The organism is Parafrankia sp. Ea1.12, from assembly GCF_900465275.1.
Lineage (GTDB): Bacteria > Actinomycetota > Actinomycetes > Frankiales > Frankiaceae > Parafrankia > Parafrankia soli.
This window is the reverse complement of sequence record NZ_UBIZ01000240.1, coordinates 1-15,602: the sequence shown is the minus strand read 5'-3', so window position 1 is coordinate 15,602 and position 15,602 is coordinate 1. Positions and strand designations below refer to the sequence as shown.

Annotated in this window: 10 protein-coding genes; 7 read left to right on the top strand and 3 right to left on the bottom strand. The window is 74.8% G+C overall.

Annotated features, from left to right (window positions below):
- The first annotated feature begins 245 nt into the window (after positions 1–245).
- A complete protein-coding gene (locus FMEAI12_RS10145; protein ID WP_235013864.1) occupies positions 246–4,397 on the top strand; it encodes an alpha-(1->3)-arabinofuranosyltransferase in 4,152 nt (1,383 codons plus the stop codon).
- Here the strand turns inward: FMEAI12_RS10145 and FMEAI12_RS10140 are convergent.
- Positions 4,377–6,083: a glycosyltransferase family 4 protein gene (locus FMEAI12_RS10140; RefSeq protein WP_112105818.1), complete on the bottom strand. Its 1,707-nt coding sequence runs from the start codon at positions 6,081–6,083 to the stop codon at positions 4,377–4,379. The two genes, FMEAI12_RS10145 and FMEAI12_RS10140, sit on opposite strands and share 21 nt — an antisense overlap.
- A gap of 241 nt (positions 6,084–6,324) precedes the next feature.
- On the opposite strand from FMEAI12_RS10140, the gene FMEAI12_RS10135 reads away from it, so the two are divergent.
- The 3 genes from FMEAI12_RS10135 (at position 6,325) to FMEAI12_RS10125 (ending at position 10,632) form a co-directional block, all read left to right on the top strand.
- Entirely contained in the window at positions 6,325–7,863 is a 1,539-nt protein-coding gene (locus FMEAI12_RS10135) for a lipopolysaccharide biosynthesis protein (RefSeq protein ID WP_112105817.1), read from the top strand.
- A gap of 178 nt (positions 7,864–8,041) precedes the next feature.
- Complete coding sequence (locus FMEAI12_RS10130; protein ID WP_020462765.1) at positions 8,042–8,827, top strand: FkbM family methyltransferase; 786 nt, start codon at positions 8,042–8,044, stop codon at positions 8,825–8,827.
- Complete coding sequence (locus FMEAI12_RS10125; RefSeq protein WP_112105816.1) at positions 8,827–10,632, top strand: hypothetical protein; 1,806 nt, start codon at positions 8,827–8,829, stop codon at positions 10,630–10,632. The genes FMEAI12_RS10130 and FMEAI12_RS10125 overlap by 1 nt, the downstream gene beginning before the upstream one ends.
- Positions 10,633–10,706: 74 nt before the next feature.
- On the opposite strand, the gene FMEAI12_RS10120 is transcribed toward FMEAI12_RS10125, so the two are convergent.
- Positions 10,707–11,492 (bottom strand): ABC transporter permease subunit, encoded by a 786-nt coding sequence (locus tag FMEAI12_RS10120; protein WP_071061467.1) that lies wholly within the window; start codon positions 11,490–11,492, stop codon positions 10,707–10,709.
- The gene (locus FMEAI12_RS10115; protein ID WP_112105815.1) at positions 11,489–12,709 is read right to left on the bottom strand and encodes an ABC transporter ATP-binding protein; all 1,221 of its coding nucleotides are present in this window, start codon (positions 12,707–12,709) and stop codon (positions 11,489–11,491) included. Before FMEAI12_RS10115 ends, FMEAI12_RS10120 begins: the two co-directional genes overlap by 4 nt.
- Before the next feature lie 3 nt (positions 12,710–12,712).
- Between FMEAI12_RS10115 and FMEAI12_RS37975 the strand changes: the two genes are divergently transcribed.
- The 3 genes from FMEAI12_RS37975 to FMEAI12_RS10105 form a co-directional block, all read left to right on the top strand.
- Positions 12,713–12,859, top strand: a complete 147-nt coding sequence (locus FMEAI12_RS37975) for a hypothetical protein (RefSeq protein WP_157904237.1) — start codon at positions 12,713–12,715, stop codon at positions 12,857–12,859.
- 401 nt (positions 12,860–13,260) lie between these two features.
- Entirely contained in the window at positions 13,261–13,590 is a 330-nt protein-coding gene (locus FMEAI12_RS10110; protein ID WP_112105814.1) for a hypothetical protein, read from the top strand.
- 354 nt (positions 13,591–13,944) lie between these two features.
- A partial coding sequence (locus tag FMEAI12_RS10105) for a CHASE3 domain-containing protein (RefSeq protein ID WP_112105813.1) occupies positions 13,945–15,602 on the top strand: 1,658 nt, incomplete at its 3' end.

Genomic DNA, 15,602 nt, shown 5'->3' with positions numbered 1-15,602 from the left:
AGAGACCCCCCGCGGTGCCCCGCCCCATGCCGCGTCCCGCTCCCGCGGTTCCAGCCGTGAGCGTGGCGCACGGGACCGGGCGGTTCACCCCGTCGCCCTCCCGCGGTGAGATCCCCGGTCCTGCGCCCGCACCGTGACCAGCGGAGCCTGCCCGGGCCCGGTCGCGCCGCCGCGGGAACCGGCCGCCGCCCGGGCGTCACCGGCTCCCGCCGGCCGCACCGGTCCCCAGCCCTGTCGGTGCGAGGTTGTATGAAGGTCGGGCCAATCCCGACTACCGCCTGGAGCCTCCCATCTCCTCCTCGCCGGCCGGACACGCCGTCCGCCCGGGTCCGACCGACCCGGCCGCCGATCACACGTCCGCGGGAGCCCCTGCCCGCGGCCTCCGCGGGGCGGGCCGGTCACGGTCCGACCGCCCCCGCGCGGCGCCCGGCCGGGCCTCCCGCCGGCCGCTGCTGGCGATGTTCGCCGGCTTCGTCCTGCTGTTCCTCCTCCAGGCACCGGGGAAGCTGACAGCCGACACCAAGCTCGACGTCCCGCTCGAGCCGTGGCGGTTCATGTCGGCGGCCACGCACCTGTGGAACTCGACGTCCGACTTCGGCTTCCTGCCGAACCAGTACGCCGGCTACCTGTTCCCGATGGGCCCCTTCTTCGGGCTGGGGAACCTGCTCGGCGTGCCGCCGTGGATCACCCAGCGGCTGTGGATGGCGGTGCTGCTCACCACCGCCGCCTGGGGCACGGTCCGCCTCGCCGAGGCGCTCGGGATCGGTCGGCCGAGCGCCCGGTTCCTGGCCGGCCTGAGCTACGCCCTGTCGCCCATGTTCCTCGGCAAGGTCGGCGCGACGTCCGTGGCGATGGTCGGGGCGGCGATGCTGCCCTGGATCACCCTGCCGCTGATCCTCGCGCTGCGCCCCGACGGCGCCGGCGGGGCGGACACGGGCCACCGTGACGACACCGGGGAGCGGGCCCGGGAGTTGGCCGCCGCGCGTCTGTCGCCGCGGCGCGCCGCGGCCCTGTCGGGGCTGGCGGTGCTGTGCACCGGTGGTATCAACGCGACCGTCACGCTGTGTGTGCTGCTCTGCCCGGCCGTCGTCCTGGTGTTCGCGGGCGCGACACGGCGGGCCTGGGCACTGCGGGCATGGTGGTGTGTGTGCGTGGTGCTGGCGTGCGCCTGGTGGATGCTCGCGCTGGCCGTCCAGGGCCGCTACGGGCTGAACTTCCTCCCCTTCACCGAGACCGCCGACACCACGACGGGAACCACCTCGGTCGGTGAGACGCTGCGCGGCGCCGCGGACTGGATGGCCTACCTCTCGCTGCCGACCCCCTGGCTGCCGGCGGCCCAGGAGTACGTGAGCACCCCGCTGGCGGTCGTCGCCTCGGCGGTGGTGTCCGCCTTCGGTCTCGCCGGCCTGGTCCGCCGGGATCTCCCAGCCCGCCGCTTCCTGCTCGTCACGCTCGCCGTCGGGGTGGTGGCGGTGGCGGCGGCCTACCCGGGCCAGCCGGGCAGCCCGCTCGCGGACGGCGTCCGCTCGCTGCTGACCGAGCCGTTCGGGTTCCTGCGCAATGTCTACAAGTTCCAGCCGGTCGTCCGGCTGCCGCTGGCGCTGGGCCTCGCGCACCTGCTCGGCGTGGCCCTCTCGTGGCGTCCCGGCGCGGTCCGGGCCGGCGCCGCCGGCCCGCCTGAGGACGCCGGGCCCGCGGGCAGGGCACGGCGCGGCGCGGAGGGCGCCGGCGATGATCGGCGCAGGCTCGTCCCGGTGCTGGCCATCCTGGTGACGGTCGGGACGCTGGTCGCCGGGATGGCACCGATGCTGCGTGGCCAGGGCCTGCAGCCCCGCCCCTTCACGAAGGTGCCGGACTACTGGGCCCAGGCGGCCGACTGGCTCGCGGACCATCCCGAGGGCGGGCGGGCCCTTGTCCTGCCGGGCGCCCCGTTCGGCGAGTACCAGTGGGGCCGCCCCCTCGACGAGCCGCTGCAGTGGCTCGCCCGCACCCCCTGGGGGGTGCGCAACATCATCCCGCTGGGCGGTGTCGGGACGACCCGCCTGATGGACGGCATCGAACACATGATGGCCACCGGCTCCACCCCCGGGCTCGGGGTGACGCTGGCCCGCGCGGGGGTCGGCCAGGTGCTCGTGCGTAACGACATCGAGCAGAAGGACTGGGACATCCCGCCGTCGACGGACCAGCTACACCGCTCGCTGGAGAGCTCGGGCCTGGTCCGGGCGGCGTCCTTCGGGCCCGAGGTCCAGGCCCGCACCACCGCCAAGGCCCGGCTCGTCGAATCCCTGAGCGAGTCCGCCGAGAAGGTCCCGGCGATCGAGATCTGGACGGTGCCCGGGGGAGCCAGCATGGTCCAGGCCTACCCGGTCGACACCGGGGTCGTCGTCTCCGGCGGCCCCGAGGCCACCGTGCAGCTCGCCGGCCAGGGGCTGCTCAGCGCCGATCGAGCCGTGGTGCTGGCCGGGGACCTCGCCGAGCCGGACCGCCCCGCCGGCGGCACGGCGGCCGGCGCGGCCGACGACACCGCGATCACGCGGGCGCCCATCGCCGATCCTCCGCCGGCGTCCCAGGTCGTCACGCCCACGACGGCCTGGGCCGTCACCGACACCAACACCCGCCGTGACTACACCTTCGGCATCGTGCACGACTCGGCGTCCTACCTGCTCGGCCCGGACGAGACCGTCGCCGGCCGGCCCGGCGCGCCGAGCCAGTGGGTCGACCGGCCGGTGGTCGGTCACCAGACCGTCGCCGGCTACGCCGACGGGATGTCCGTGCAGGCCTCCTCCTACGGCTACGACCTGCTCGCGGCTCCCGACTTCGCGCCGTCCGCGGCCGTCGACGGGCAGACCTCGACCTCCTGGACGGCGCGGCGCCGTCAGGGCGCGACCTCCCAGGGACAGTGGATCCAGCTCGACGTCGGCCGCGAGATGTCCGTGCCCTACATCGACATCCGGCTGCTGCAGGAGGGCGGCTGGCGCCCGGAGGTCGAGGCGCTGCGGGTGACCACCGAGCGTGGGTCGGCAGTCACCCGGGTCTCGCCGATCGAGGACATCCAGCGGCTGGCGGTGCCCCCGGGGATGAGCCGCTGGTACAGGATCACCTTCGACAAGGTCAGCCGGGAGACCGACCCCGTCCTCGGGGCCGGCCTGCGCGAGATCGAGATCCCCGGCGTGCGGTTCCAGCGGTACGCCCAGGCCCCGGCCGACATGGTCGACGAGTTCCAGGCACCGGACGAGGGGCTGGTCGCCTACTCCTTCGAGCGGACCAGGGTCGACCCGCTCCAGCCCTTCGGCGGATCCGAGGAGATCACGCTCTCCCGGCGGTTCGAGGTGCCCCGCCGCCTCACCTTCACCCTCACCGGCACCGCGAGCGCCCTCCCGCCGCCGGCCGGCGCCGAAGTCGACTCCTCCGACGATCCGCTGGTCATCCCATGTGGCCAGGGGCCGGCCCTGACGATCGACGGAGTCCGCCACGACATCCAGGTCGAGGGCAAATACAGCGACCTCGCCACCGCGCGGCCGTTCCGCATCAGCCTGTGCTCGGAGGGCCACCAGATCACCCTGGACCCGGGTCAGCACCTGATCACCGTCGACCTCGGCCAGTCGACGATGCTCGTCGACTCGCTCAGCCTGGTCGGCACCACCGCCGCGACCAGCACGGAGAAGCCACGGACGACCCGGATCGGGGAGTGGGGCGCCGAGCGGCGGACGATCGAGATCGGCGCCGGCGCCAGGTCCTTCGTGTCGGTGCGGGAGAACGCGAACGCGTCCTGGACGGCGACCCTGGACGGGAAGCCGCTCACCGCGGTCCGGCTCGACGGCTGGGCGCAGGGCTGGATCGTGCCGGCGGGGGCCGCCGGCACGGTCGTGATCGAGAACCTTCCCGGCCAGGAGTACCGGCGCAACCTGCTCATCGGGCTCGCCCTGGTCGTTCTCCTGATCGTCCTGGCGGCCGTCCCGGGCCGGCACCGGCTCCGGCGCCGCTCCGACCCCGACGGGTACCCGCTGGGCCTCGAGCCGGGGCGCGTCCCGCTGGTCGGGCTGCTCACCCGCGTTCCGGGCGCCTGGGCGGGGATGGCGCTGGCGACAGCCGCGGTGTTCCTGGTAGCGGGCTGGCTGGCGCTCGCGGTACCGGTCCTGGTCCTCGTCGGTCGGCGGTTCCCGGTGATGCTCGGCGTGCTGGCGGTGGCTGGCATGGTCGGCTCCGGCATCGCCGTCGCGGTCAGCCCCGACAGCATTCCGTTCTCGGGCGAGGGCGCGTTCGGCTGGCAGGCCCAGACCCTCGGATCGCTGGCGTTCGCCGCGACGGTCGCCGCACTCGCGCTGCGCCGTGCCGAGCCGGCCCGGCCCGCATCACCCGGACCGACCTCGGACGGCTCAGCCGGCCATGTCCCGTAGCCGTACGCCGCCGCCGCCGGCGGCGCTGGCGCTGGCGCGGTTCGGGCCGGCGTGCGTGGCGGCGAGGAGCAGGTCCTCGCCGGTGGCCGCGCGGGGCCGCTGCGCCGGCCGCAGCCCGCGACGGGCCAGCGCGGTGCGGGCCCCGGTGCTGTCGGCCCCGTAGAACAGCGCGACGAACCGGCGCCCCGGGCCCGGCAGCCCCGGCTCCGGGCCGGCCGCACCGGATTCCGGGGCGATCTCGAAGACCAGATCGGTCCGGCGCAGCACGGGAACCTCCGCACCCGGCGCCAGATCGAACTCGACCCAGGTCGCCTGGTCGTCGCGGCGCCGCCGGTCCCGCGGCGGGCGGGCGGCGAGTGGGCGTGCCGGCGCGTGCCGGGCCGGAGGCTCGCCCGGGCCCCCGGCCGAGCGGCCGCCCGCGCCGGCCCCGGCGAGCCGGTCGAGCTCGGAGCCGATGACGGCGGCCAGCAGATCGGCGCTGGTGTCCCAGCTGAAGCCGCCGGCCCACGCCCGCGCGGCCGCGCGGATCTCCCCGGCCCGCGCCGGGTCGGCGAGCAGGGTCAACGCGCGGTCGACCGCGTCGGCGAGCTGCCCGGGCTCGTCCACCAGCCAGCCGGTCACCCCGTCGCGGACGGAGTCGCGCAGTCCCGGAACCCGGAACGCGACCGCCGGTACCCCCATCCCGTTCGCCTCGAGTACCGACAGGCCCCATCCTTCGCCGTGGGAGGGGTTCACCGTCAGCCAGGCCGACGCCAGAACGGCGTCGCGGACCTCGGGAGCCGCGAATCCGTGCCAGCGCACGGTCGCGTCCGACGAGCCGTCGCCCTGTGTGAGCATCAACCGGGCGGCGATGTCGGCGAGGCGGCGGCGGTCCGGCCCGTCGCCGACGAGGTGCAGGCTGAGGCCCGGGTGCCGCCCGACCAGCACGGGCAGCGCCTCGATCAGCAGGTGCAGGCGCTTGTGCGGGACGAGCCGGCCCACACACACGATCGTGGGCGCCGCCGCCCTCGCCCCGATGGCGCCCTCGGTACCGAACGGGCCGTCCGTCCCGCCCGCGCCGCCGGAGGCGACGGCATCGCCGCCGGCGTCACCATCACCGTCGGCGATGGTGACGCCGTTCGGGACGAGGAACCGGGCCCCGGGCAGCGCCAGCACCCCACGGGCCTCGTCCCTGGTGGACGGCGAGACCACGGCCACCGGCCGGCGGCCGTAGACCCACCGGCTGCCCGGGGTCTCGAGCAGCTGGCCGATCCGCGCCACCGGCCGCGGGAAGTACAGCGGGAACTGCTTCTGGTGGACGTGGTGCAGCACCTGCACCACCGGAATCCGGCTCGGCAGCACGAGCGGGCTGAAGAACGGGATGCCGTTCTGGCAGTCGACGACGGCGTCGACCCGCTCCCCGGAGCGGACCATCCGCGCCAGCCGGGCGAGCACCGACGGGTACACCCCGAAGGTGCCCCCGCCGCGGCGCACGGCGACCCCGCCGTCCGTGGTCGCGGCGGCGGCGCCCGGTGGGCGGGAGGTGAGCAGGGTGACGCGGACGCCGGCAGCGGCGAACCGCTCCGCGACCGAGTGGCAGAACAGCTCCGCCCCGCCGGCCTGCGGATGGGCGTTGTCGCGCCAGTTGAGGAAGACCAGGTGACGCCCGGTGAGGGCGTGAACGGGCCGGGGCGCGGCTGTGGTCACCGGATGTCTCCCATCGCTGGAGGTCTCGCGGCGCAAACCTACTGGCCGGCCGCCCCCCACCTTCGGGGGGCGCTACGGGACCGCCGCCCGCGACGGCCCGTTGTGTGTGGTCGTACGATTACCGGCAATTCCGCCCGCCAGCCGGTGGCCCGCCTCGACCGGCGCGGAGTACCAACCAGCGCGGAGCACCGACCGCGGCAGGAACGCACGGACCCAGGAACACGGACCCAGGAAGAGGCAGATGGCGACGCGCTCCCGGGCGATGATCGCCGGGATGTTGGCCGGCCCGGCGGCGCTGGCGGTCGCGGGTGTCCTCGTGAACGGTCTCAACCTGTTCATGAACCTGGTGCTCGCGCGGGTGCTCGACCCGGCCCGGTACGGCGCGGTGGTCGTCCAGGTCAGCATTTTCATGATCCTCTCGGTGGTCGGCAACGCGCTGCTCATCGCCGTCGTGCAGCGGGAGACCGCCGATGACGGCGACAGCCGGCGCGCCCAGCGGGCCTGGATCAGGCGCCTGCGTGGTGTCTGTGGCATCGGTGTGGTCGCCGCGTCGGCCGCCGCCGTGCTGCTGTGCCGGCCGGCCGCGGCCCTGCTCTCCTACGCCCACCCGCTGGCCGTCGCCGAGGCCGTGATCGGCGCGGCGGTGTGGACGTTGCTGTGCGTCGAGCGCGGGGTGCTCCAGGCCCGGGGGGCCTATCCGCGCCTGGCGGTCAACTTCGTGGTCGAGGCGGCGCTGCGGATCGGGCTGATCGTCGCCTTCGTCGGCGCGGGCCTGGGGGTCAACGGCGCGGGGCTCGGGCTGGTGCTGGGCATCGCGCTCGGCGCCGAGCACGCCCGACTGGGGGTCGCGAAGGTCCCGCGCCCGGCGAGGGCCGCGAAGCCCCCCGCGGCGGCACCACCCTCCACCGGAGCACCGGACAGCCGAGTGACGTTCACCGGGCCGGTCCGTTCCGGCGGTGCGCCGGCCCTCGGTGAGCAGGCCCCGGGCCCCGACGGGGCCCCGGACACGGCTGTGTCCGGGCCTCGCCCGCTGACCGCCACCGGCCCGCTGCTCATCCCCGGGCCGACGCGGTCCGGCCGCAGCGGGCTGTTGGCCGACACCTGGGTCGCGCTCGGCGCGCTCGTCCCGCTCGCGCTGCTGCAGAACATGGACGTCGTGATCGTCGGCTGGCTGGACCACGACGGGGCCGGCGCCTACGCGGCGATCTCGACGGCGTGCAAGATCCCGGTGTTCATCGGCCTGGCGGTGGCGAACTTCCTGCTGCCCGAGGCGGCGCGCAGGCGGGCCGCCGGGCACGGCACGGCCCCGGTGCTGGCGGTGGCGCTCGCGTTCGTCGTCACCCCGGGGCTGCTGCTCGCCGCCCTCGGTTCGGTGGCCGCCAGGCCGCTGCTGTCGATGGTCTTCGGACCCGACCTCGCAGGCGCGGCCTCCTCACTGTCCGTGCTCGCGCTCGGCATGACCTGCCTGGCCGTGACGCTGATGTTCACCACCTACCTGCTCGGCGCGGCCCAGCGGCAGGTCGTCGCGGTCCTGACGGTGTGTGCCGTCGTCACGGCGGCGGCGCTGGGCCTCGCCGGCGGGGACCCGATGCGGACCTCGCTGGCCGGGCTCGCCTGCCATGCCATGACGGCGCTGGTCCTCGGGGCCCTGGTACACCGCCTGCACCGCGCCGACGCGCGGGCCGCCACGGCGCCGGCCGCCGCCACCGGCGAGGCGGGTACGGTCCCTCCGGGTCAGCATCCTCCCGGCGGGGAGGCACAGCCCGTCGGCGTCTGGTGACACCTGACAGCGCACCGCTCGCCGCACCGCTCGCCGCGTCGCCGGCAGCCAGCGCCCACCCGTGCCGGGCGTCCGTGCCCGGCGAACGTTCCCACCAAGGCCCGAAGCAGCCCGCCGGACGGCGGGCCGGAGGCCCATCGCGACCCGCCCTCCGGCGGGCCGTCCGAACGGAGTATCCGTGGCCCTGACCAGTTCCCTCGCCGAGCGCATCCCCGACAAGGTCTTCGCCTCGGCCATCGCTTACGCCCACCGCCGCTTCGAGCCGATCCTGAGCCAGGTCCGCATGTTCGTCGACCCGCACCAGACCGCGGTCGACGTGGGTGCCTGGTACGGCCCGTGGACATACTGGCTGTCCAGGGTGGCCCGGTCGGTGGTGACCGTCGAGGCCAACCCGGAGCTGGCCGACTTCGTGGCCAGGACGGCGCCGTCCAACGTGACCGTGGTGCCGAAGGCGGCGTCGGACACGGCCGGGACGGCACGGTTGTGGCTGCCCCCGGGCGGCCGGGGCACCGAGGGGCGTGCCTCGCTGCTGCGTCCGACCGGCCGTGACGCGGCCGGGGCCTCCGCCGCCGAGGGCCGGGCCGTCGACGTGGAGACGATCCGGCTGGACTCGCTCGACCTGCGGGACGTCGGCCTGATCAAGGTTGACGTCGAGGGGCACGAGCTGGCCGTCCTGCGCGGCGCCGAGGGCCTGGTGCGCCGGTTCCGGCCGGTGCTGGTCGTCGAGGTGGAGGACGCGCGGTCGCCGGCCGCCGACACCCTCGACCTGCTGGCGAGCTGGGGCTACGAGGGCACCTTCCACCTCGACGGGGTGTGGCACCGGCTCGAGGGTTTCGACCTGGTCGGTCACCAGCGCGGGATGGAGGCCGTCGCCCAGCACGGGTACCTGCGCGCCGTCGCCGAGGGCACCGGGGACAGCTACGTCAACACGATCGTCTTCCGTCCCAGGGCCGCCCGCATCTGATGCCGGACCCGACCGACGCGGCCGACCGGACCGACGCGGCCGAGCTCGACCCGGACGCCACCAACGATCTCGGGAGGCCCCGCTCCGGCCGGCCGGGCGCTCCCGCTCCGGCGTTCACCCGCCGGCGGCTGATCGCCGGCGTGGCCGGCCTCGGCGCGCTGTCCGCCGCCGGGGCGGCCGCGTGGCGCCTGCTCGACGACGGCTCCGGCCCGCCGTCGTGGCTGCCGTCGCCGCACGCGTCCACGCCGGTGGGCGGGGCCACCGCGGCTCCGTCCCTGCCCCCCGGCTCGCTCAAGGAGATCCCCGAGGACCTGCTGACGATCTTCGGCGCGCCGGGCACGTTCGGTGATCTCGGCTCCGCGTCCAGGATCGACGTCGTCGACGTGCCTGGCTGGGGATTCGGCCCCGGGCAGGCCGGGTTCATGTCGGCGGTCGCGGCGGACGGAACGGTCTTCATCGGCACGACGCCGTTCACCGACGACCAGTCGAAGCTCACCGGGACCGGCATGGAGCTCGGCCTGTTCGAGCCGGAGGGGCGCCGTTTCACCCGCCTGGTCATCCCGTCCTCCACCGGCAGGGAGGCGCAGCCGCGCGCCGACCCCGCCTTCGCCGGCATCGGCGGCGGCGACGTCTCGGACGTCATCGTGGTGCCCGCGCCGGCAGGGGAGGAGGGCGAGCGGGCCGTCTTCACCTCGCTGATGCCCTACTACAACTGGGACGTGCGGACCTACGGCCAGCTGCCGGCCTTCGGGCAACTGCGCCGCGGCGGCCCGGGCGGCGCGTGGCGCTACGACCCGGGGCTGTCGCGCACCGCCGACGCCCTGGCGGGCACCCTCGAGCCGCACATCGCCGCCACCGCCTTCCCCGTCATCTACCAGGGGCAGCCGCGTTCGCCGCGCGGCCCCGCGTCCATCGCCAGGCTCCCGCGCAGCGGGCACCTGGTCGTCGCCCAGTACCTCGGTACCGGCTACGGCGGGACGGAGAACGGCGCGCTCATGGTCCTCGACCTCGACGGCCGCGTCCGCGCGTACTGGCAGTACCCGCAGGTCCGGCCGCTGGGCGTACAGGTGGTGGTCAACCCGCGGGAGGTCGTCGCCGACCCGACCAGCGAGGCCGACGACGAGCGCTTCGTCCTGATCAGCGACTGCCGGGGCGCCGACTACGTCACGCATCCGTTCCCGATCCAGGAGTTCTCGTACCAGGCGTCGACCGGCCGGATCATCCCGCGCAGCACCGCGGTGCGCGCCGTGCAGGACGGCTCGCGGATGGAGACCGCGGGCTTCGGCGCGGACGGCACCCTCTACGTGGCCCGGACGAAGGCCGACGGGCTGCGCGCCGACCGCCTCGCGGTCTACCCGAAGCTCGGGCGCGAGCGGGGCCTGGTCACCCGGACCCCGGCCACCGGCAACTGGCCGGTCGCGACCTGGGGCCAGGACAACCGGCCGGACTTCCTCGTCGCCAACACCGACCGCGGCGGGCTGGTGCGCAGCCTGACCGTCGACCCGACGACCGGGACGGTGCTCCTCGCCGGCCTGGACGGTTTAGTGACGGCGGTGCGCCCGGCGGGCCGGGGCAGCCGGATGACCTTCCGGACCCTGGACCCGGTGGACGTCGGCCTGGACCACCTGCGCGGGCCGGCGACCCGGTACGTCGGGATCCGGCGGGGGGCGGTGGACGCGCGGCGCCGCGTGCTGTGGCTGCCGGTGAACCAGATGGTGCTCGACGGCATCCGCTGGCCCTACCCGCCGTTCAAGCTGGACCAGTGGCTGCTGCGGGTGAACCTGGACGTGCTGCTCCGCGAGTGAGCGCCGGCCCGCGCGCCGGGCGGTTCCGGTGCGGTCGGACGGGCGGGCCGGCGCGCGGGCCGGCGCCCTGGTCGTCAGGCGGTGACGTCCCGGCGGCGGAACAGCACCGCCGTGACCGCCGCGGCCAGCCCGCAGAACACCAGCACCCGCACGCCCGCGGCGGAGTACGCGGTCGTGTACCCGTTGCCGCCGACGGCCACGATCTCCATCAGGTGCGCCGGCAGCCACCCGCCGGCCGGGGCGTAGATCCGGGACACCAGCATCTCGACCGGCAGGGCGTAGGCGACCCCGACCGCGATCGCCGCGGCGGGGGAGCGCAGCACCACGGCCGCGAGCGCCCCGACGGCGGCGTAGCCGAGGGTGCCGAACGCCACGTTGGCCAGGCCCTTCCCGAACTCGGCCAGCCCGGGAAGGGACAGCCACGCGTCGGTCGGGATGTTGTTCAACGGCGCCAGGGCGAACGACAGCCCCACCGTGACCAGCGCGGACACGGTGACCACGAGCACGAGGAAGACCACCAGCGCCAGCACCTTGCCGGCCAGCAGCCGCAACCGGTGCGGCTGCGCGACGAGCTGGTTGCGCAGCGTCCCATGGGAGTACTCGCCGGCGATCGCCGAGGCGGTGACGGACAGCGCCACCACACCCAGCAGGATCGTCACCGCCTCCAGGCCCTCGATGACCCCGGACGGCGCGGCGAGCATCGCGACCGACACCGGATCGCCGTCGAAGTCGGTGCGGCCCGCCGAGAAGATCGTCAGCGCCGTGCCCAGCGCGGCGACGGCCGCGACGGCGACGAGAGTGCCGACCAGGAACCGCCGGCGCAGCAGCGGTACCCACTCGGAGCGGAAAGCGTCGATCATGTGGCACCACCTCGCATCGTCAGGTCACCGTCGACGTCCCCCGTCGCCTTGAGGAAGGTCTCCTCCAGGTTCGGCCGGTGCGTCCGGATCGACCGCAGGGTGATCCCGGCCCGCATGGCCAGCCGGTTGATGTCCGGCGCCAGCCCTTCGGGCGCGTGCGCGACGACCACCGGGTGCCGTTCGACCATCGCCGGCATGGGCCGTGACCCGCCGGCCATCTCGATCTCTATGCGCAGCCCGGCCGCGCCCAGCACCCCGGCGAGCCGGACGGCGTCGTCATCGCGCTCGGGCACCATCAGGATGCGCGGGTCCTCGGCCGCCAGGAGTTCGGCCACATGCCCCTGGAACAGCATCCGGCCGTTCCTGATCATCACCAGGTGGTCGCAGATCTGCTCCACCTCCGAGAGCAGGTGGCTGGACACGAAGACCGTCATCCCCGTGCCGGCGAGATCCCGCAGCAACGTGCGGATCTCCCGGATGCCGGCCGGGTCCAACCCGTTCGTCGGCTCGTCCAGGATCAGCAGGTCCGGGTTCGGTAGCAGCGCCGCCGCGATACCGAGCCGCTGCTTCATCCCCAGGGAATAGGTGCTGAACCGGTCGTCGGCCCGGGTGGAGAGGCCGACCTGGTCGAGTACCTCCGCCACCCGATCGCGCCGGCCCCGCCGGCCGGGGCCGGCCGCTCCCGCACCAACCGCTCCGTGCCTGCTGGCTCCGCCCGCCCGGTGGGATCGGCCGAGTCCGCGCAGCAGGGCGAGCTGGTCGAGATTGCGCCGACCGGACAGGCCCGGATGGAACGTCGGCCCTTCGATCATCGCCCCGGTCCGGTCGAGGTACTGATCGGGCGCGCTCACCGGCTCGCCGAGGACGTAGGCCTGGCCCTCGGTCGGGCGGACCAGGCCCAGCAGCATCCGCAGCGTCGTCGACTTGCCGGCGCCGTTCGGTCCGACGAAGCCGGAGAGGGCGCCGACGGGAACGCGGAGGTCCAGGTGATCCACGACGCGGCGTTCGCCGTACCGCTTGGACAGGCCGCGGGTCCAGACCGCGGTGTCGGACGGCACCGGCCGCGAGCCACGGTGCCGGCCGCGGGCGGGCGCGGTCGACGTCGCCCCGCCCCGCCGCCTGGTGTCGGACGGGACGGTCGACGTCGCCCCGCCCCGCCCGGTGTCGGACGGGGCGGCCTGGCGACGCGCCGGCTCGGCGGGCGTGCTCGCCGTCATCGCGTGCCTGATGAGGTCGTCGTCGGCATCGTCGGAATGATCTCCTTCGGGCGAGTGGACGTCATGGTCGCCGAACGGCGACGAGGAGGGCGGTACGCCCACGGGATGGGCACGGCCGCGGACGGCCGTGCCGGGACCGGGTTCGAGTGACCGTGCCTGGGCCGGCGGAACGCGAGGCGTCTTCCGCCGGGGCTGATGCTCCTCACCGCGCCGCGGTTCCTCACCACCACACGGCCTGCACTGACGAAACAGTCGGGTGACGACAGGTAACCACCAGTCGCGCCGGTGGGTTCCGCTCTTTCTGCTCGGTTACTCGAACGAACGCACGGTAGCCGAACGTTCCTGGCGGTGTCCTGTCGAGACGAGGAGTCCGGGGCCGAACCCCGGCCGTGCCCGCCGTGCGAATCGGGTGGGACCACCAGAAAGGACGAAATCCCGGCGGGGGACGTCCGCCACGCTTGGTTCCCGAACGTGTTGGCAGGGTATCTCAGTGTGATCGTGGTTCGCCCAGGGCCCATCCGGGGCGGGCGGCGGCCGGCGGGGGGCGATCGGTGCTCTGGTTCGTGCTCACCTCGTTCGTGCTCGGGATGCTCGCGGCGGTGGCGGCCCGAGCGGTCCTTCCCGGCCGCCGCCCGCTGATGCTGGGGACGGCCTCCGTGCTGGGCGTCCTCGGCGCGCTGCTCGGCGGAGCCGTCGGTCAGGTCGTGCTCGCCCACCCGGCGGGCGCCGAGCCCACGTCACGGGCGGTCGTCGGGTCCCTCCTCGGTGCCCTGTTGGTGATCACGATCGGTTGGGGTGTGCGAGCGCACCGTTACCACAGTGGCCCGCGTCGAGCCGGATCCCGGCGGCCGAAGCCCGAACGCGTGGGCCCGCGCCGTTGACGGCTACCGCGCGCGGTGTCCCGCGCGGACCACCACCGTCTGCCCGATGCCCGGCCGATGTCTCGCCGATGCCCGGCGTGCCGACGGTCGGAGGTGTGCCGGCTCCCGGCCCCCACCCGCTGCCCGGCACCATGATTACGCATGCCAACCATGCATACCCGACACCGGAACTACCGGAGGTCGACACCGAACGATGTCGGGATCTGGTGCCCCGGCGTTGCTGATCGGATGGCCGCTGGATGGGCGTCTCCCGACCTGGACGACAATGTCTCCTGAGGACAGTGCGTCGTGGCGGGACGGCCTCGCCGGGGACACCCCCGGGATCACCGCGGTCGTGCGCCGGAGGAGTGACGGGTGGGTGAGACGGCGGGTCTGCGCAGCGGTATCCGCGTGCTCGTCACGATCTCCACGATCGCCGTAGCCGTGATGCTCGCGCTCGCCGTGTTCGCCGCGTTGCGCGCGAACAACGCGGCCGCCGAGCGCGGCGAGCGGCTCGACCCGGCGGCGACGACCACCGCTCTTCTGCTCGCCGACTTCGTCGACCAGGAGAGCGCCGTCCGCGGCTATCTCATCACCGAGGAGCCGAGCTTCCTCGGCCCGTACATCGAGTCCGATCGCACGATTCCCCAGCAGATGAACCGGCTACAGCAACTGCTGGCCGAGTTCCCCGACCTCATCCAGGGCACCGCCGAGATCGAGGCCGCCTACCAGGCGTGGCGCAGTGATGTCGCCGAACCCGAGGTCGCCGCGATGGAGGTCGGCGACGTCCAGATCGCGCGGAACATCGAAAAGGCCGGCGGCAGGGTGCGCTTCAACGAGCTGCGCGGCCGGGTGGCGGATCTCGGGATAGCGATCGACAACGAGCAGACCACGGCGTCCGGGCGGCTGGAGAGCGCCGCGGTCCTCCTCCTCAGCTCACTGGCGAGCGCCGCGTTTGTGATTCTCGGCGTGGTACTCACGGTGTTGACCGTGCTGCGCAGGTGGCTGCTGCGCCCCATCGACGCCCTGCGCCGGGCGGTGAACGCCGTCGCTGCCGGCCGGTACGACACCAGGATCCCCGAGGTCGGGCCGGAGGAGATCGTCGAGCTCGCCGGCAACATCGAGGCGATGCGCGCGCAGCTCGTCCGGCTCGTGCGGCAGAACGAGCGGTCATGGGAGGCCCTCGCCCAGCAGGGGCCGGCGGTGGTCGCGTTGCGTGACGCGCTCACACCGTCCGTGCTGCGGGCGCCTGGGCTGGTGCTGCGGGGACGGGTCGACCCGGCGCAGGGCGAGCTCGCCGGCGACTGGTACGACTCCTTCGAGCTCCCGGACGGACGGGTCGGGATCGTGGTCGGTGACGTCTCCGGCCATGGCGCCGTGGCCGGTGTCTTCGCGTTGCGCCTCAAGCAGCTCCTCGACGCCGCGCTGACCCGGGGCGCCGATCCCGGCCAGGCGATCGAGTGGGTCGTCGACAGCCTCGGGGAGACCGACGAGATGTTCGCGACCGCGGTGGTCGCGGTGGTCGACCCCGCCAGCGGGGAGGTCCGGCTCGCCAACGCGGGCCATCCGGACGCGCTGCTGCTGCGCCGGGCGCGTCGCGCCGGGACCGCGGGCGACGTCGGAGAGGGCGCGCCCAGGGCGGGGGAGCCCGCCGGTCCGCGGACGGTTGTCGCCGTCGCCGGCACGTTCGTCGCCGGTGCCGTCGTCAGCGAGACCATCGAGGGCGAGGCCGTCGAGCGCGATGCCGCCGCAGCCGATGCCGTTGGAGCCGGTCTCGTCGGAACGGACACTTCTGGAGTGGACGCCGTCGAGGGCACGGCCGGCGCGGGGCGCGGGGCGCGCGCCGAGGCGGTGAGCCGGTCCGGGCGTGGTGCCTCCGGCGGGGAGGCGCGGGAGCCAGGACTGGCCTCGGCGGCGGCCCGCGCCGGGTCCGGAGGCGTCGGTGACGGCGCTGGCAGCCGCGCTGGCGGTGGCAGCGGTGGCAGCGGCGCTGGCGCGGGCAGCGGCGGCAGCGGTGGTGGCGGGGCTGGGGC

Coding starts and splice junctions, on each gene's coding strand:
- FMEAI12_RS10120 (WP_071061467.1), bottom strand. CDS start 11,492: ATGATCGACGCTTTCCGCTCCGAGTGGGTACCGCTGCTGCGCCGGCGG.
- FMEAI12_RS10115 (WP_112105815.1), bottom strand. CDS start 12,709: ATGACGGCGAGCACGCCCGCCGAGCCGGCGCGTCGCCAGGCCGCCCCG.
- FMEAI12_RS10135 (WP_112105817.1), top strand. CDS start 6,325: ATGGCGACGCGCTCCCGGGCGATGATCGCCGGGATGTTGGCCGGCCCG.
- FMEAI12_RS10125 (WP_112105816.1), top strand. CDS start 8,827: ATGCCGGACCCGACCGACGCGGCCGACCGGACCGACGCGGCCGAGCTC.